This window comes from Altererythrobacter aquiaggeris, assembly GCF_037154015.1.
Taxonomy (GTDB): Bacteria; Pseudomonadota; Alphaproteobacteria; order Sphingomonadales; family Sphingomonadaceae; genus Aestuarierythrobacter; species Aestuarierythrobacter aquiaggeris.
The window spans coordinates 791,492-807,750 of the sequence record NZ_JBANRL010000001.1; the positions used below are offsets into that span (position 1 = coordinate 791,492).

The following is a 16,259-nucleotide window of genomic DNA, read 5'->3' on the forward strand; positions in this document are numbered from 1 at the left end:
GAATGTCTGGAATGATAATCACTGACACGGCTGTTTTTCGCCGGAGGGTCGCGTCGTTTGCATTTGCGGCAATCGTTGCTGCGTCTCTCCCGGCAGTTGCTGTTGCACAGACTTCAATTGAGGTGGTGCAGCCGCTCCCGCCCGAGGGTGTCGATGAACTGAACCGCGCGCTCGGCCGTTTGGCCCGAAATTCAAGTGACGTCTCGGCTCTGGTCGATGCGGGCACCGCTGCGCTTAAACTTGACGATACAGATGCGGCGATCGGTTTTTTTGGGCGCGCCAATGAATTGTCGCCCGGTAATGCGCGCGTGAAGATTGGGCTTGCCGGCGCGTATGTTCGCCGTGAAAGCCCGCTTCAGGCACTCCAGTTGTTCGATGAAGCCGAAAGAGCCGGGGTGTCGTCCATCGCGCTCGCCGGGGATCGGGGTCTGGCCTATGATCTGGTCGGCGATACCGGGCGGGCGCAGATCTATTACAGGCAAGCGCTGGCTGCCCAGGCTGACGGTGCAATTTCGCGGAGGCTGGCAATCAGCCAGGCGATTGCGGGCGACCGCGCAGCTTTTGAAGCGACTTTGCTGCCACAATTGCAGACACAGGACCTTGCTGCCTTTCGCACCCGTAGCTTCGGCTTGGCAATTTTGGGCGATGACGAGGAAGCGATCGACATCGCCCAAGCAGTCATGCCGCGCACATTGTCGCGGCGGATTACTCCGTATCTGCGGTATATGAAGCAGCTCACTCCGGCCCAGCAGGCAGCCGCCGCGCATTTCGGCAATTTTCCGATGACCGCGAGAATTGGCAGGGATGATCCCCGGATTGCGGGATATTCGCCGCCAGCTGACTTGCCCAAATTGCCTGGCCGGCAGATGACTGATACTGATCTTACGCCCCAAGGTGCGCCGCTTGGCCCGCGCTCGAGCGAACGTGTTGCCGTTACTTCCACGCGCACCGGGACTGTAATTGCGGCGCGTCCATCGCCGCCGCCTCCGGGTGCGGGTCCGGCACTTGCAGCGGCAGTCGCTTCGCAGACCAGCGCTCCGGCAGGTCAATTGCCGGCGGTTGTGGTCAGCGAAGTGCCGGGGCCAAGCGTTTCAGTGGCCGCCAATATAACTGCATCGCCCGCTGCACCGGCCACTGCGTTACCTAAAGCCTCTGGTGACGCGGCCGAGGCAGTGCTCGTTCCAGCTCCAATTCAGGCCGAAACGCCGGCCAGTGTCGAGGCAGCATTCGCGGGATTCAAACTGCCAACAGCCACGGCAACGGCACCAAGCGGGGGGATAGATATCACCCGGATCACTCCGCCGCGTGAAGTGAAAGTCGAGGAGCGCAAACCGAGCGTGCCCGACAAGCCCGCCGTCCCAAGCAGAATCTGGGTGCAGGTGGCCACAGGGCAGGATCGCAATGCGTTGAAGTTTGACTGGCGCAAATTTTCGCGCAAAGCGCCCGAGCAATTGGCAAGCCGCAAAGCGTATATTGCCAGCTGGAACCAGACCAACCGACTTGTAACAGGGCCATTCGATTCAATTCGCGAGGCCCGGGCAATGGTAACCGTGCTCGGTGCCCAAGATATTGACTCCTTCATCTTCACGAGTGCCGAAGGCGAGCAGGTGGATCCGCTGCCTTAAGCGGACAAGCGCAATCTTTTGCACAGGGTTTGAACAGGCGAATTGGGTTATGCCCCGCCGTATCGACCCGCAACATTGCTTGCGATACCGGTAGAGGCCCATCCAGCAGGTCCAGGCAAATGGCAGGAATTTGGTGATGAGATCGGGCATACGGCAGATCAAGACAGACGACGACGCAGCGCCCGTGGATATGCTGGCGACTTTGTTCGAAGCCCGCGGCTGGCCATGCGAATTCATCAACGACGATGAAATTTCCGGCGAGATACAAGGAAGCTGGGCGACCTACCAACTGCGCTGTATCTGGCGCCGTGAAGATCACGTGTTGCAACTGCTCTGCCTCCCCGATGTCCGCGTTCCTGACAGTAAACGCGCGCCGATGGTCGAACTGCTGGCATTGGTGAACGAACAATTATGGCTTGGTCATTTCGATATCTGGTCGAGTGGCAGCGTGTTGCTCTACCGGCATGGTCTGATGCTGGGGCAGGACGGGCTGATGGGAGTGGACCAGGCGCAATCGATTGTCGAAATGGCGATCGAGGAATGTGACCGCTTTTATCCGGCTTTCCAGTTTGTGATGTGGGGTGACAAGCAACCTGCCGAAGCGTTGGATAGTGCGCTGGTCGATGCCGCCGGCGAAGCGTGACAGCGGCGTTTTCCCGCACTTGAGCGTGCGCCCGAGCCAGCCTATCTTCCGGCTATGAACAAATTTGACGAGACGCTGCTGATCGCAGGGTGCGGCAATATGGGCGGCGCCATGCTGGCTGGCTGGCTGGCTGGCGGAATGCCTGCTGGCCAGATTACAATTATGGACCGTTCGCGCGCTGACAACCATGATGGATTGCGTATTTTGCGAAATTTGCCCGAAGGCGAAACGTTTGATTACATTTTGCTCGGCTTCAAACCGCATCAGCTGGCAGGCCTGGCACCGGACGTGGCGCACTGCGCCCATGAGGGCACCATTATCCTGTCGATGCTCGCTGGCGTCGAAAGCGATGTCTTGGACAGCGCATTTCCAAATTCAAAGGCCAACGTGCGTGTGATGCCAAACCTTGCCGCTGCGCTGGGCAAATCGCCAATCGCGCTTGGACCAGCCGAAAGAATGCCATCTGGCCTGCGAACCGTGATCGACAGGTTGATGGCACCGCTCGGTTTTGCGGAATGGATTGCCGAAAGCGACTTTGATCTGGTTACCGCGCTGGCCGGATCGGGCCCGGCGTTTGTCTACCGCTTTATCGATGCGATGGCCGCCGGCGCTGCAGGATTGGGGCTACCGCGCGAGCAGGCAGACCGGCTGGCCCTGGCGATGGTGGACGGCGCGGCATCGCTTGCGGCCCGATCCGAACATTCTCCAGCCGGGCTTGCACGCAGCGTCGCCAGCCCCGGCGGGGTCACGCAAAAGGGTCTTGATGTCATGGACGCAGATGGCCGGATGCAGAAACTTGCTTTTGACGTCTTGAAGGCTGCGCGTGACCGTAGCGCGCAAATGGCTGAAGACACGAAAGAAATTGGTTAACGCAAGGCCTTCCGGTTTTCTCCGGTTTTACTTGAAAAACCACTCGTTAGGCCCGATATTGGTCAGGAACCGGCCCGTTAGCGCGGCCGGCAACGTAAGTTAGGGAATAAAATGGCTGATTGGAACGATCCACAGCGGACCCGTCCGGGCTTCGGTTCGGCTCCGGGCCTAGATAGTCAGGTTGCCGAAGGCACGACTTTCGACGCCGGGCTTCGCAAGCATATGCTGTCGATTTACAACTACATGGCGTCGGGCATCTTGTTGACCGGCGTGGTTGCCTTGATGTTTGCTCGTTCAGGAATGGCTGCGACCGTTCTTGGCGGCGGCGGTCTGATGAGCTGGGTTATCATGCTCGCGCCGCTGGGCTTTGTCTTCGCGATGAGCTTCGGACGGAACAAATTCAGCACCCCGACACTGCAGGCAATGTTTTGGGGTTTCGCAATTGCGATGGGGCTTTCGCTCTCGTCGATTTTTCTGGTCTATACCGGCGAATCTATCGCGGCGACTTTCTTCGCGACGGCGGGCGCTTTCGCGGGCCTTAGCCTTTATGGATACACCACCAAGAAGGATTTGTCCGGCATGGGCACTTTCCTGATTATGGGTGTCGTTGGCCTGTTTATCGCGATGATCCTCAATATGTTCCTCCAGTCGAGCGGACTTTCACTGGCCATCAGCGCGATCGGAGTGCTGATTTTTGCCGGATTGACCGCTTACGATACACAGCGGCTGAAGACTGAATATCAACACCTCCGCGGGACAGAGTTTGCAGGCAAGGCAATCATTCTTGGCGCGCTCAGCCTCTACCTCGATTTCATCAATATGTTCCTGTTTCTGCTACGCTTCATGGGCAACCGCGAATAATCAGGTTCGGTTAACCGCAAACAGGAATCGGTCTATCGTGCCCGGGGTGCCAAATGCATTCCGGGCATTTTCTTTGTCGGCTTTAGGCTTTAAGAACGCGGCTTAATCTCGAGGAAAGGTCGAAGCGCGCAAGGTGCTTCCATCTTGAGGAGGACCGATCCGCAATGTTTCCTGTCAAAGTCACCACTATCCGGGCTGCTGCCGTCGCTGGTTCGCTCGCTTTTCTGGCCGCATGCGCGACCCCGCCGCCTCCGCCCCCTCCTCCACCACCGCCACCGCCGCCGCCACCGGTCGTAATTCCGGCAAGGCCTCTGCCACCGGTCGGCGCGTCACCCAACATGAATGTTCCCGTACTCGGGCCTGATGGTGTCCGCCGGACGGTCAACGCCAACCTCACCCCGATGCAGGTTACTTGGAATACGCGGTCCGCGCTCAATGTCGCGGCGCTTAATTGCCTGCGCCCAGAACATGCTGCAATTCTTCCAAACTACACGACTTTCCTGAAAACACACTCGGCCCAGCTGTCCGCGGCAAACCGCGATGTAACCCGCGAATTTCGCGATCAGCATGGTGCCGGCTACAGGGATATACAGGACGGTTATATGACGCAGGTCTATAATTACTTCGCCTTGCCGCCCGCGCAGGCGGCATTTTGCGATGCGGCCTTGAAGGTAAGTAATGAAGCCGCTCTGACTGCGAAGGGTGATCTGCATCCATTCGCTGCCCGTAATCTTCCGCTTCTCGAAAGCGTATTTGACGATTTTTACAGGGCATTTGAACTGTATAAGGTCGATGTCGCGGCGTGGGACGCCCAGTATGGAACTCCTGTCTACGGTGTTCCGACTTACGGCGTGCAGCCAGTGGGTGATGGCGGGCGGACATATGTGTCTGCGCCGTATTCCGCTCCGACCACAAGCGCGCCGTCATCTTCCCCGCCGGTAAATATGGTCAGTATTCCGGTGGTTGAGGCTACGGATGGAAGTTCGACCGGTATCCCGGTCGATGACCCGAATGCTGGTGATCAGGCTTCGGTCATCAGCGGTCCGGTCGTTCAGGCAATTCCGGGACAGATTTTGCCTGTGAGTGGTCCTGTCATACAACAATTGCCCGGTCAGGTCGTTTCTGATGCTGGCATGCGGACTGGACAGAGCGAGCAGGACGCCAATGGGCCGGTACCGGTCGATTCGATTTCCAATCCCGCACCCGCAGTCTCCGGCCCGGTTATTCAACCGCTGCCGGAAAACGACGGGGCGGAATAACCACGCGGGGTTCGCGAAAGGCGCCGCAAAAGACTCGTATCGCAGCCGCGCAATCCCTATGTGCGGCGGATGCATTTTCTTGATCAGGCAAAGATATATCTTAAATCCGGCGGTGGCGGCCCCGGGGGCGTAAGCTTCCGGCGCGAGAAATACGTCGAATATGGCGGGCCTGACGGGGGTAATGGCGGTGACGGCGGGGATATCATTTTTGAAGCCGTGGCCGGTCTGAATACGCTGATCGACTTCCGTTATACCCAGCATTTCAAGGCGCCGCGCGGAATGCACGGTATGGGTAAAGACCGCACCGGAGCAGGTGCCAGCGACCTTGTTATCAAGGTGCCGGTCGGCACCCAGGTGCTTGATGAAGACAAGGAAACGATCATCGCCGATTTCACCGAAATCGGCCAGCGCGTCACATTGCTTGAAGGCGGGATGGGCGGGCGAGGAAACGCGTCGTACAAGTCGAGCACAAATCGCGCACCGCGCCAGCATCAGCCGGGAACGCCCGGTGAAGAATTGTGGGTTTGGTTGCGGCTAAAACTGTTGGCCGACGTCGGACTTGTTGGGCTTCCCAACGCCGGAAAATCGACTTTCATCAACGCGGTCAGCAATGCGCAGGCGAAAGTGGGGGACTACGCCTTTACCACGCTGATCCCCAAGCTCGGCGTTGTCCGTCATAAACAGCGTGAGTTTGTTATTGCCGACATTCCGGGGCTGATAGAGGGCGCAGCGGAAGGGGCCGGTATCGGCGATCGTTTTCTCGGTCATATCGAACGGTGCCGGGTTTTGATCCATCTGGTCGACATATCCGGTGAAGATCCGGCCGCAGCTATGAAAATTGTCGAGGACGAACTGGCTGCGTATGGTCAGGGTCTCGAAGACAAGCCGCGGCTGGTGGTTTTGAACAAGATCGATCTGGCCGATGATGAATTGGCAGAAGCCTTTGCCAAGGAATTGCTCAATGCAGGTGCCGACGAAGTTTTCGCAATTTCGGGCGCGACCGGGCAAGGTATCGGCCAATTGCTCGACGCCGTGCTTGGCTACCTGCCCGATCGGACTTCGACCGAACATCCGCAGGGCGAGATCGAAGTCGAAGAAAATGCCGGTGAGTGGTCACCGATTTAAGCCGGTTTTCCGGATTGCAACGAGGCGGTTCCAAAGAATGAACACCGCCGCTAACCTGCACCCATGACCCCGATCGATAGCCTTGCCGATTTATCGGACGCATCCGCATGTCCGCTAATGGTGCTGAAGGTTGGATCAGCGATCCTCGTCGGGCAGGACGGCGAACCACGGCGCGCATGGCTTGCATCGCTGGCCCGCGACATCGCTGCGGCTCGAAGCCGCGGCCAGAACGTCATCGTCGTCAGTTCCGGGGCAATCGCGCTTGGCGCTGCGCGTCTCGGCATGAAGAAGCGCGGGCGGGCAAGTTTGCCCGACGCGCAGGCGGCCGCCGCCGTCGGCCAGATTGCATTGGCGAGCCTGTGGTCGGATGCGCTGGGCAAGGAAGGTTTTAACGCCGCCCAATTGCTGGTGACGCTGGACGATCTCGAAGACCGCCGGCGTTACTTGAACGCTGCGGCAACGCTGGGCCGGCTGCTATCGGCGGGTGCAGTCCCCGTGGTAAACGAGAATGACAGTGTCGCCACGGAAGAGATCCGCTTTGGCGATAATGACCGCCTGGCTGCGCGCGTAGCCCAGGCGGCGGGGGCAAGCGCGGTAATATTGCTTTCGGATGTCGATGGCCTGTTCGACCGTGATCCGGCTGACGGGAAGGCGACTTTGGTACCGGTCATAACAAAGATCAGCCCCGATCTTCGGGCGGGGGCCGGGCGCACTTCGAAATCTGGCGTCGGCACAGGCGGTATGGCTTCAAAGCTCGAAGCGGCCGACATCGCGCAACGCGCAGGAATTGCGCTGGCGATCATCAACGGCACCCATGACAGACCGCTTTCACACGCGCTTGCAAATTGCAGGGGTAGTCTGTTCCTGCCGCTACGCAGCGAAGCCGCCAGGCGCAGCTGGCTCGGCGGCCGTCTGCAATTGGCCGGCACATTGACCGTGGATGCAGGGTGTGTTGCCGCATTACGGGACGGAGCCAGTTTGCTGGCAACAGGCATAATTGCTGCGGAGGGAATATTCGAACGCGGCGATGTCGTGGCCGTCCGCGACGAATTGGGGCAAATTGCCAAGGGTCTGGTCGAATATTCCTCCGCTGAATGTCGCCAGATACTGGGCCGAAAGACCTCCGATCAAGCAGACTTGCTCGGTTATTCTCCGCGCTCGGCAGTCATTCACCGCGACCATCTGGTGCTTGTATGACCATTGCAATTACCGGTGGTACCGGCTTTGTCGGACAGTCTTTGATCGATCTGGCAAAGGATCGGGGTTTCGCACTGCGCTCGCTTGCCCGCAAAGTGCCGGTGGGAAGTGACGGGGTTGACTGGATTGCTGGTGATCTGCGCGACAAGACCGCGCTGCAGCGCCTTGCAAAGGGTGCGCAGGCGGTCATCCATATCGCCGGACAGGTGCGGGCGGTCGATCCGGCAGAGTTTGAGGAAAGCAATGTCAAAGGCACGCTGAACGTCGTCGAGGCGGCGCTCGAGGCGGGGGTTTCACGGTTCGTGTTTGTGTCGTCGCTCGCTGCACGCGAACCGCATTTGTCCGCCTATGGGGCATCCAAAAAACGTGCAGAAAAGCTGGTGATGGCCAGCGGGCTGGATTGGTCAATCGTGCGCCCGCCGGCAGTGTACGGACCGCGCGATAGCGAGATGCTGGACATGTTCAAGGCTGCAAAATTCGGTGTCGTACCCATGCCGCCCGAAGGCCGTGCATCGTTAATCCATGTGGACGATCTGGCGGCGCTGCTTGCGGCCTTGGTCGATCCCAATGAAGACGCGACCCGGATGATATTTGAACCGGACGACGGACGCGAAAACGGGTGGAGCCACCGTGAATTGGCCAAGGCAATCGGTTGGGCCGTTGGACGGCGCCCTTTCGTTCCGCATTTGCCCCGGCGCGTGCTGAAATTTGCTGCCAGACTGGACGGCCTGATACGTCAAAGCGGTGCCAAATTGACAGCCGACCGGGTTGGCTATCTGATGCATCCTGACTGGACGGTCAGCAAGCTGAATGCTGTGCCGAGCGGAATCTGGCGTCCCGCCATCGCAACCCGCGCAGGCCTCAAGTCCACTGCCCAATGGTACCGCAAGGCAGGGTGGCTCTAGACACTTCTTTGCAATTACAAAGATTGCGCCCTAGTTTCGCTGCGGGGTCGCGATTCGCCACTATGGCATCTCAAGTAATCACGAAGGATCTGGCATGAAGAAATTTCTCCTCATCTCGGCGGTAGCTGCGCTTGCAGCCTGCTCTCCCGCCGAAACGACCACCGAAGCCGATACCCCTGTTGCAACGGCTGAACCGGCCGCACCGACCGCGACGACCGCTGCGGATGGCGGTCCAAGCACCGGGACATACAAGATCACACGCGCTGATGGCACGGTAATAATGGAGGAGATTCGCGCCGACGGGACGTGGACCGGCACTTCGGAAGGCGAGGAACCCACGACCGGCACCTGGGAGCAAAAATCGCCCGAATTGTTCTGTTCAACGGATGACGAAGCGGGGGCTGTCCAGAAGTGTTATACCGAATCAATCGATGAAAACGGTGTCTGGACATCGGTGGATCCCGACGGTGGCGAAGTCTCGACCGTCGAGCGCGTCGAGGCTTAACCTGTAACCGAGCGGGCGCTGCGGATTCCAGTCTGCGGCGCCCAATGGTCCGCCTTACAGAAACGGTTCGTAGCCGGGCGGCAAATCGCCGTCATCGCCAAGCGGGGTGTGAATACCGCATTCGGATTTGTCCCAACCCTTCCACCGGCCAGCGCGGGGGTCTTCGCCTGCAGCAACCTTGCTGGTGCATGGCGAACAGCCGATCGAGGGATAACCTTCCGAAACCAACGGGTGCCGCGGCAGATCGTGCTTGTCAAAAAAGGCAGCGATATCGTGCTTGACCCAATCGATCAGAGGATTGATCTTGAGCCGGCCATGTCCATCACTGGTATCAACTTCGAAGCGGGGCAGCGCAGCGCGGCCATCGGACTGGAAGGCCTTGCGCCCGGTCAATGACGCGTCGAAACCCGCGAGCGCATTGCCCAGCGGGGCAACCTTGCGAATTTCGCAACATCCGTCAGGATCAAACGACCACCGCAGCCCGTTGAAATCACGCCCGCCCACCGTTTGGGGGTCTGGCGTCAATATCCGCAGATCGGTCAGGCCGAGCGCCGCAATGAGCGTGTCGCGGTAGGTAAGGGTTTCGGCAAAGTGTTTCCCGGTGTCGAGAAACAGCACCGGCGTGTCCGGAGCGATCCGGGACACAAGATGCAGTAAAACGGCGCTTTCCGCTCCAAAGCTCGAAACGGTCGCAATCTCGCCGATCTGGCCTTGGGTCAGGACGTCACGCAAAAGTTCGGCGGTCGAGGCACCGTCAAACCAGTCATTCAGACGAACGGCGTCCTGTGCCGAATAGCGCGGCGCAGAGCCGATCCGGTCGGGGATGCGCGACATATCATTCATCCGGAACGCCATAATGCCTTTTTGCCCAGATAGGCTGACGGCTGTCCTCCGCCGGCTGATAGACCTCGTCCCACCGGGCCAGTGCGGTTTGGGTATCGGCCTCGTCCAATGGCGCGTCAGGCGCAAAGCTGTCAAAGCCGCAACGCCGCATGAAGGCGATCTGGTCCACCAGAACATCACCAGCAGCGCGTATCTCACCGCTATAGCCGGCCTCCCGCAGGATGCGCGCGGCAGAATATCCGCGTCCGTCACCAAATGTGGGGAAGCTGATTTCGACCAGGCGAACTCGCCCGAGATGCGGGATCAGATCGCGGCTGTCATCGCCCGGCTCGATCCGCACTGCACCCGCGTTCGTCTGGCCGATGAAGGCCTCTACAGTAACTGCAGCCTCTTCGTGCGGGGTATCATCGCGCAGTCTCAACAGCTTAACCATAAAGCGCCTCCTTGAACGGCGCCATCCCGATGCGTCGGTAGGTATCGATAAAACGCTCCTCGCTTTCGCGGCGGGCCAGATAGACATCGGCGGCAATTTCTACGGCATCGACGATTCCAGCCTCGTCGAAACCCGGTCCGGTAATTTTAGCCAGCGAGGTGTCTTCGGCCTCGCTTCCGCCAAGCAGCAACTGGTAATTTTCAACCCCTTTCCGGTCGACGCCCAGAATACCGATATGGCCGGCATGGTGATGCCCGCAGGCGTTGATGCAGCCGGAAATTTTCAACTTTAGTTCGCCCAGCGTTTCGCCTTTGCCGGAATCCGCAAACCGCTGGGAGATTTGCTGTGCAATCGGGATCGAACGGGCATTCGCCAGGCTGCAATAGTCAAGGCCGGGACAGGCGATAATGTCGCCAATCCGGTCAAGGTTTGCCGTGCCAAGCCCGGCGACAGCCAACTCGGCCCACAGAGCGTATAATTCCGCAATCTGGACATGCGGAAAAACGATGTTCTGGGTATGTGTCACGCGCGCTTCGTCAAAGCTGTAACGCGCCGCCAGATCGCCCATCAAATGCATCTGTGCCGTGGTCGCATCACCCGGAATTCCGCCGACCGGCTTCAGACTGATAACAGCGCTGACATATCCGGGCTGCTTATGCGGCTTCGTATTTGTATCGACCCAGCGCGCAAAATCGGGATCACTGCGGTCAATCGCGCTGCCAGTTCCCGTTTCAAAGGCCGGATCGGTGAAAAACCCCCTGATCCGCTCCAGCTCCGCAATCGGTGGTTCGATATTCTGCTGCAGCAGACGGTCGAACTCTTTTTCGACCTGACGGGTATATTCCTGAGCGCCAAGTTCATGGACCAGGATTTTTATCCGCGCCTTGTATTTGTTATCCCGCCGGCCATAGCGATTATACACCCTCAGGCAGGCCTCGGCGTAAGTCACGAATTGATCAAGCGACACAAAGTCGCGCACCAGCGGGGCTATCATCGGGGTTCGGCCCATGCCGCCGCCGACATAGAAAGCCGCACCCAGTTCGCCCGCATCGTTTTTCACGATCCGAATGCCGATATCATGCAGCCGCATAGCCGCGCGATCTTCGTTACTTGCGATGACCGCAAATTTGAATTTGCGCGGAAGATAGCTGAATTCGGGATGGAAGCTCGACCATTGGCGCAGCAATTCGGCATAAGGCCGGGGATCGGTAACTTCGTCGGAGGCGGCACCTGCAAAGTGGTCCGAACTGATATTGCGGATGCAGTTGCCGCTGGTCTGGATCGCGTGCATCTCCGCCTTTGCGAGGTCCTCCAGCAAGTCCGGCGCTTCCGCCAGTTTGATCCAGTTGTACTGAATATTCTGGCGAGTGGTGAAGTGGCCGTAACCGCGGTCATATTTATCGGCAATGTCAGCCAGCGCATGCAACTGCGCCCCGCTGAGCGTGCCATACGGAATGGCGACGCGCATCATATATGCGTGCAGTTGGAGATAGAGGCCATTCATCAGCCGGAGCGGTTTGAACTGGTCTTCCGTGAGCTTGCCGGACAATCTGCGTTCGACCTGGTCGCGAAATTCCGCAACGCGCGTATCGACCATTTGCTGGTCGTATTTATCATATTGATACATCAGATTACCTCGCGGGCTGCATCAGCGTCGCCCGGCTTTAGAGTAAGGTCGAGGCGGACAGTCGGGCCAAGACCGCGGATACGGTCCTTTATATGGGCCGGACGGGGGTGGCCGTCAGGCCCAGCCTCACCGTCTATTACATACGGTGCGTTGATGCGGCGTGCGGCTTCTTCACGAGTAAGAATGGTGTCTGCATCGTCGCCGGCATCTGCTGCATCTTCAACATGGAGCGACCAGCCAGAACCATCCCACCACGTGACTGCCCCGCTTTCCAGATCATTTCCTGTTATTATTTTCATGCTGCAGCCTCCAGAGCGGCCCGGGCAACAGACGCATTCGACCGCGCGGTCACTTCGCCGATAACGATTAGCGCGGGGCTGAAAACGCCGTACTTTTTGACAATGTCAGGTAGCCCGGCCAGCGGACCGCGCAGCACACGCATGTTCGGCCGCGCGGCGTTCTCGATAATTGCAACCGGCATATCAGGCGTCAGCCCGTCTCCCATCAGTTTTTCTGCAATCTGCGGCGCGGTCTTCACCCCCATATAAATGACGAGCGTGCGACCCTTTCCGGCCAGCCCGGCCCAATCCTGATCGGACAAGCCCTGACACTGGCCTGCAACAAAGCTGACGATGCTGGCGCTATCACGGTGGGTCAGCGCGATCCCTGATGCAGCGGCGGCCCCGTTGGCGGCGGTTATGCCCGGCACGACTTCGACGTGAACACCGGCGGCATGGCAGGCCTCCATTTCTTCGCCGCCGCGTCCGAAAATGAAAGGATCGCCGCCCTTCAGGCGGATAACATCGCGCCCGGCCTGCGCTTCGCGGATGAGCAGAGCATTGATTTTGTCCTGCGGGAGCGTGTGTTTGCTGCGCTGCTTGGCCACCGAAATACGGCGGGCAGACGGTGGGGCCAGAGCGATGATAGTGGGGTCAACCAAGCCGTCGTGGACGACAAGGCGCGCGTTTTCAAGCAGCCGTGCAGCGCGCAGGGTGAGCAGATCCGGGTCGCCCGGACCCGCCCCCACGAGATATACCGTTCCGCCAGACAGGACAGGTTTGTTTGCATTTGCCATACCGTGTAAGTGCAATGACGATAGCTTGTCTGCCAGTCAGAATGCTTTGGCCGCGGCCTAGCAGAGCTTTAGTCGTGGGCTGAAATGCGATTTATCCGCCGGATTTTTTCTGATCTACCCGCTGCGAAACCGCCGCGATCAACTGATCGAACTGTTCATTGCTGCGCAGATTGAGATCACGCTGCGGGAAGGGGATCTCGATTTTATTTTCCTGGAACAGTTGCCACAGGGTTTTGAGGACGGCGGACTTGATATTACCGACACCATCTTCCGGATCGCGGATCCAACACTGGATTATGAAGTTCACAGAACTGTCGCCATATGCGTCAAGCCATACCTTCGGTGCAGGCACTTTCAGAATACGGCTGACCGATCCGGCAGCTTCGAGCATCAGTTTCTCGGCCACCTTGATATCGCAGCCATAAGCCACACCGACGGGAACCTGCATACGCACGGTTTTGCTGGAATAGGACCAGTTTTCCACCTGATTGACCATCAGGTTTTCGTTAGGAATCAGGTATTCTCGTTGGTCTCTGGTCGTCACGGATACGGCACGAATGCCGATCTTCCGGATTTGTCCGAAGGTCGAATTTCCGGCCTGGTCCGACACCGCGATGACATCACCCGGCTTGATCGAACGGTCCATCAACAAGATGATACCGGCGATCAGGTTACCGAATGTTTTCTGTAAGCCGAAACCGATAGCAAGACCGAATGCACCCGAAAAAACGGCGAGCGCAGTCAAATCAATGCCCAGCATATCGATCCCGATCATGACCGCTAATGCCCAGACGCCCATCGTAACAAGCTTTTCGGCAAGCAGTTGCTGCGTGGAATCGAACTTGGTGATACGTTTGAGGATCGAATGGGCAAATTTGCTGAGTAACCAGGCGCCTGCAATCACGCCCGCAATCACGAGAACGACCACTACAGAATCCCACGCCGAAATACGGGTAGAACCGAAGTTGATCGCCAGACCGTCGAGCGTCTCGATCAGACCGGCTGCGGTTTCGCTCTTTTCGGAAACGGCGTCCTTGATCGAATCTGCGCTTTTCACTGCTTCGGTTTCTACCGGCGCAGGTGCTGGCTGCACCGCCGGTGCATCACCTTCAACCGGTTGAAGTGTTACGGTATCGCCCGCTTGCAAAGTATCCCCTGCAGAAGTTTCTTGTGGCGCCGGAGAGGCAGAAGGCGTCGCTGCTGATGTACTCATACCGGATCCATAGCATCAAAAGCCCGCCCCAAGTCGCTAATTAAATCGCCAGCGTCCTCCAGCCCGATTGACAAACGTACAAGTTGGCCCGGTGCGATGTCTGAATTTGCAGGGGGCCAGTCAGTTGCGGAACGGGTTCGCTCCGGATCGACCGGTAATGCCAGACTTTCGAAGCCTCCCCAGCTGTAACCGATACCAAACAGCTGTAGCGCATCGATCAGCCTTGCACGCGCTGCCGCGCCGCCTGAACCCAGTGCAAAACTGAACAGGCCGCACCCGCCCGAAAAATCTCTTGCCCAAAGTTCATGTCCCGGCGATCCAACAAGCATGGGGCAATACACCTCTGATACGCTTGGATGGAATTTCAGCCAGCGGGCGATTTCCAGCGCCGAGCTGGTTTGTTTCTTTAGCCGCACATCCAATGTCCGCAGCCCGCGCAGCGCGAGCGCCGCGTCGTCGGGTGATACCACATGGCCCAGGGTTTGCGCAGTTTGCCGAAGCAAACCATGATACCGCTTGCCTGCCGAAACACTTCCCATCATCAGATCGGAATGACCGCCGATGTGTTTGGTCAGCGCCATGATCGTCATGTCGCATCCATGCTCCAGAGCCGGGAAGCCGAGCGGCGTAGCCCAAGTGTTATCGATCATGCTGACAGCGCCATATTCACGCGCAATCGCGGCGATTGACGGCGTATCGCAAACCTCCATAGTCAGAGATCCCGGGCTCTCTAGCAGAACAGCCCTGGTTCTCTCGCAAAATTGCGCATGAAAACCTTCCAGATCGAGCGGATCAAAAAACCGGGTTTCGACGCCGAGACGTTTGAATAAACCCGCCGCCATATTGCGACTGGGTTCGTAGGCGTTGTCCGTCATCAGCAATACATCGCCAGGTGTCAGAACGCTCAGCAAAGCGCCGGAAATTGCTGCCACCCCGCTTGGATATAAAACCGTACCGAAAGCGCCGGGTTCAAGCTGGGTCAAAGCATCGGCCAGCGCCCACTGCGTCGGCGCGCCTCTGCGTCCGTAAAAAAACCGGCCATCGGCGTTGCCCTTTGTGCCATCCTTCAGGGCCGCGCAATTTTCGTAAAGGTGGGTGCTCGCGCGCCACACAGGCGGATTGACAACAGCGCCCGTCCATTCAGGTTTTCTACCAGCGCCAACCAGACGGGTGGCCGGTTTCAGGTTGCCGCTTTTGTCACTCACGCGGGGCCCGTGGCCTTGGGTGTTTCGGGATCGGCACCCCACTCGGCCCAGCTACCGTCATACAGCGCGAGATCCTGTTTACCCAGCAATGCCAGCGCAAACAGCACAACCGACGCTGTTACCCCGCTGCCGCATGATGTGATGACAGGCCGGCCCAGATCGACGCCAGCCTGCTCGAAAACCAGCCGCAGATCAGCCTCGTCCTTAAATGTGCCATCGGGGTTGAATAGCGCTGTAAACGGCACATTGCGCGCACCCGGAATGTGTCCTGCTGACATACCGGCACGTGGTTCGTCCATTTCGCCGGTAAACCGCATTTCTCCCCGCGCATCGACGACCTGTTCGACGGCGCTCGTCAAATTGGCCAGTATTTGCGATTTGGAGCGGATATTCTGCGTGTCCTCCCATGCGGTGTAATGGCGGTGGCGAAGGCGCTCCACCCCTCCTTGCAAGGGCCGCTTTTCGGCTCTCCATTTTGCCAGTCCGCCGTCCAGAATTGCCACATGATGGGCGCCAAAGGTTTTGAACATGACCCATGCCCGCGCGGATGTTTTGATATCGCTATCGTCATAAATCACGATCCGGCTGCCATCGCCCAGGCCCAGGCCCTGCATCCGGCTTGCGAACTGTTCGGGCCTTGGCAAGGCGTGTCCAAAATCGGCGTCGGAATTTCTCAGCGAGGCGATGTCCATGAATACGGCGCCGGGGATATGGGCGGCTTCATATTCGGATTTCGCGTCGCGGCCTGCGCTATCCATATGCATCGATGCATCGATGATCCGCAGGTCACTCGACCCGGTCTCGTCAGCAAGCCATTCGGTTGTAACTAACCGCTCCATAGACAATCCCTCTATCGCAACGGGGCAGGGTTAA

Annotated in this window: 17 protein-coding genes; 9 read left to right on the plus strand and 8 right to left on the minus strand. The window is 58.6% G+C overall.

The features are described from left to right. The first annotated feature begins 122 nt into the window (after positions 1-122). From WFP06_RS03780 to WFP06_RS03820, 9 genes are all read left to right on the plus strand, one after another. Positions 123-1,625 (plus strand): tetratricopeptide repeat protein, encoded by a 1,503-nt coding sequence (locus WFP06_RS03780; protein WP_336985911.1) that lies wholly within the window; start codon positions 123-125, stop codon positions 1,623-1,625. Between the two features lie 136 nt (positions 1,626-1,761). Further along, complete coding sequence (locus WFP06_RS03785; protein WP_336985912.1) at positions 1,762-2,268, plus strand: type III secretion system chaperone family protein; 507 nt, start codon at positions 1,762-1,764, stop codon at positions 2,266-2,268. 54 nt (positions 2,269-2,322) lie between these two features. Further along, on the plus strand, positions 2,323-3,138 hold the full coding sequence (locus WFP06_RS03790; RefSeq protein WP_336985913.1) for a pyrroline-5-carboxylate reductase family protein: 816 nt from the start codon (positions 2,323-2,325) through the stop codon (positions 3,136-3,138). A 111-nt stretch (positions 3,139-3,249) separates the two neighbouring features. After that, complete coding sequence (locus WFP06_RS03795; protein WP_336985914.1) at positions 3,250-3,999, plus strand: Bax inhibitor-1/YccA family protein; 750 nt, start codon at positions 3,250-3,252, stop codon at positions 3,997-3,999. Positions 4,000-4,337: 338 nt separating this feature from the next. Beyond that, positions 4,338-5,258 carry a hypothetical protein gene (locus WFP06_RS03800; RefSeq protein ID WP_336985915.1) on the plus strand — a complete coding sequence of 307 codons (921 nt, stop codon included), beginning with the start codon at positions 4,338-4,340 and terminating at the stop codon, positions 5,256-5,258. Between the two features lie 69 nt (positions 5,259-5,327). Next, positions 5,328-6,383 carry a GTPase ObgE gene (gene obgE, locus WFP06_RS03805; protein ID WP_336985916.1) on the plus strand — a complete coding sequence of 352 codons (1,056 nt, stop codon included), beginning with the start codon at positions 5,328-5,330 and terminating at the stop codon, positions 6,381-6,383. A gap of 63 nt (positions 6,384-6,446) precedes the next feature. Next, complete coding sequence (gene proB / locus WFP06_RS03810) at positions 6,447-7,580, plus strand: glutamate 5-kinase (protein WP_336985917.1); 1,134 nt, start codon at positions 6,447-6,449, stop codon at positions 7,578-7,580. Next, positions 7,577-8,485, plus strand: a complete 909-nt coding sequence (locus tag WFP06_RS03815) for an NAD-dependent epimerase/dehydratase family protein (protein ID WP_336985918.1) — start codon at positions 7,577-7,579, stop codon at positions 8,483-8,485. Before proB ends, WFP06_RS03815 begins: the two co-directional genes overlap by 4 nt. A 94-nt stretch (positions 8,486-8,579) precedes the next feature. Next, positions 8,580-8,990, plus strand: coding sequence for a hypothetical protein (locus WFP06_RS03820; protein WP_336985919.1), 411 nt, complete (start codon positions 8,580-8,582; stop codon positions 8,988-8,990). Positions 8,991-9,044: 54 nt separating this feature from the next. On the opposite strand, the gene WFP06_RS03825 is transcribed toward WFP06_RS03820, so the two are convergent. The 8 genes from WFP06_RS03825 to sseA form a co-directional block, all read right to left on the minus strand. Then, entirely contained in the window at positions 9,045-9,833 is a 789-nt protein-coding gene (locus WFP06_RS03825) for a phosphoadenylyl-sulfate reductase (protein WP_336985920.1), read from the minus strand. After that, on the minus strand, positions 9,826-10,266 hold the full coding sequence (locus WFP06_RS03830) for a DUF934 domain-containing protein (RefSeq protein ID WP_336985921.1): 441 nt from the start codon (positions 10,264-10,266) through the stop codon (positions 9,826-9,828). The genes WFP06_RS03825 and WFP06_RS03830 overlap by 8 nt, the downstream gene beginning before the upstream one ends. After that, positions 10,259-11,893 carry a nitrite/sulfite reductase gene (locus WFP06_RS03835; RefSeq protein WP_336985922.1) on the minus strand — a complete coding sequence of 545 codons (1,635 nt, stop codon included), beginning with the start codon at positions 11,891-11,893 and terminating at the stop codon, positions 10,259-10,261. Before WFP06_RS03835 ends, WFP06_RS03830 begins: the two co-directional genes overlap by 8 nt. Further along, complete coding sequence (locus tag WFP06_RS03840; protein WP_336985923.1) at positions 11,893-12,192, minus strand: DUF2849 domain-containing protein; 300 nt, start codon at positions 12,190-12,192, stop codon at positions 11,893-11,895. The genes WFP06_RS03835 and WFP06_RS03840 overlap by 1 nt, the downstream gene beginning before the upstream one ends. Next, on the minus strand, positions 12,189-12,968 hold the full coding sequence (gene cobA, locus WFP06_RS03845) for a uroporphyrinogen-III C-methyltransferase (protein ID WP_336985924.1): 780 nt from the start codon (positions 12,966-12,968) through the stop codon (positions 12,189-12,191). Before cobA ends, WFP06_RS03840 begins: the two co-directional genes overlap by 4 nt. Positions 12,969-13,059: 91 nt before the next feature. Further along, positions 13,060-14,181 carry a mechanosensitive ion channel family protein gene (locus tag WFP06_RS03850; protein ID WP_336985925.1) on the minus strand — a complete coding sequence of 374 codons (1,122 nt, stop codon included), beginning with the start codon at positions 14,179-14,181 and terminating at the stop codon, positions 13,060-13,062. Then, positions 14,178-15,386 carry a cystathionine beta-lyase gene (gene metC / locus WFP06_RS03855; protein ID WP_336985926.1) on the minus strand — a complete coding sequence of 403 codons (1,209 nt, stop codon included), beginning with the start codon at positions 15,384-15,386 and terminating at the stop codon, positions 14,178-14,180. The genes WFP06_RS03850 and metC overlap by 4 nt, the downstream gene beginning before the upstream one ends. After that, the gene (sseA, locus tag WFP06_RS03860) at positions 15,383-16,225 is read right to left on the minus strand and encodes a 3-mercaptopyruvate sulfurtransferase (protein ID WP_336985927.1); all 843 of its coding nucleotides are present in this window, start codon (positions 16,223-16,225) and stop codon (positions 15,383-15,385) included. The genes metC and sseA overlap by 4 nt, the downstream gene beginning before the upstream one ends. Positions 16,226-16,259 lie beyond the last annotated feature (34 nt).

Bases quoted from the DNA above. Each gene is read 5' to 3' on its own strand.
- WFP06_RS03815 (WP_336985918.1), top strand. From the start codon at position 7,577: ATGACCATTGCAATTACCGGTGGTACCGGCTTTGTCGGACAGTCTTTG.
- WFP06_RS03830 (WP_336985921.1), bottom strand. From the start codon at position 10,266: ATGGTTAAGCTGTTGAGACTGCGCGATGATACCCCGCACGAAGAGGCT.
- proB (WP_336985917.1), top strand. From the start codon at position 6,447: ATGACCCCGATCGATAGCCTTGCCGATTTATCGGACGCATCCGCATGT.
- WFP06_RS03820 (WP_336985919.1), top strand. From the start codon at position 8,580: ATGAAGAAATTTCTCCTCATCTCGGCGGTAGCTGCGCTTGCAGCCTGC.
- WFP06_RS03850 (WP_336985925.1), bottom strand. From the start codon at position 14,181: ATGAGTACATCAGCAGCGACGCCTTCTGCCTCTCCGGCGCCACAAGAA.
- WFP06_RS03835 (WP_336985922.1), bottom strand. From the start codon at position 11,893: ATGTATCAATATGATAAATACGACCAGCAAATGGTCGATACGCGCGTT.
- WFP06_RS03785 (WP_336985912.1), top strand. From the start codon at position 1,762: ATGAGATCGGGCATACGGCAGATCAAGACAGACGACGACGCAGCGCCC.
- WFP06_RS03790 (WP_336985913.1), top strand. From the start codon at position 2,323: ATGAACAAATTTGACGAGACGCTGCTGATCGCAGGGTGCGGCAATATG.
- cobA (WP_336985924.1), bottom strand. From the start codon at position 12,968: ATGGCAAATGCAAACAAACCTGTCCTGTCTGGCGGAACGGTATATCTC.
- WFP06_RS03800 (WP_336985915.1), top strand. From the start codon at position 4,338: ATGAATGTTCCCGTACTCGGGCCTGATGGTGTCCGCCGGACGGTCAAC.
- WFP06_RS03840 (WP_336985923.1), bottom strand. From the start codon at position 12,192: ATGAAAATAATAACAGGAAATGATCTGGAAAGCGGGGCAGTCACGTGG.
- obgE (WP_336985916.1), top strand. From the start codon at position 5,328: ATGCATTTTCTTGATCAGGCAAAGATATATCTTAAATCCGGCGGTGGC.
- WFP06_RS03825 (WP_336985920.1), bottom strand. From the start codon at position 9,833: ATGAATGATATGTCGCGCATCCCCGACCGGATCGGCTCTGCGCCGCGC.
- WFP06_RS03795 (WP_336985914.1), top strand. From the start codon at position 3,250: ATGGCTGATTGGAACGATCCACAGCGGACCCGTCCGGGCTTCGGTTCG.
- sseA (WP_336985927.1), bottom strand. From the start codon at position 16,225: ATGGAGCGGTTAGTTACAACCGAATGGCTTGCTGACGAGACCGGGTCG.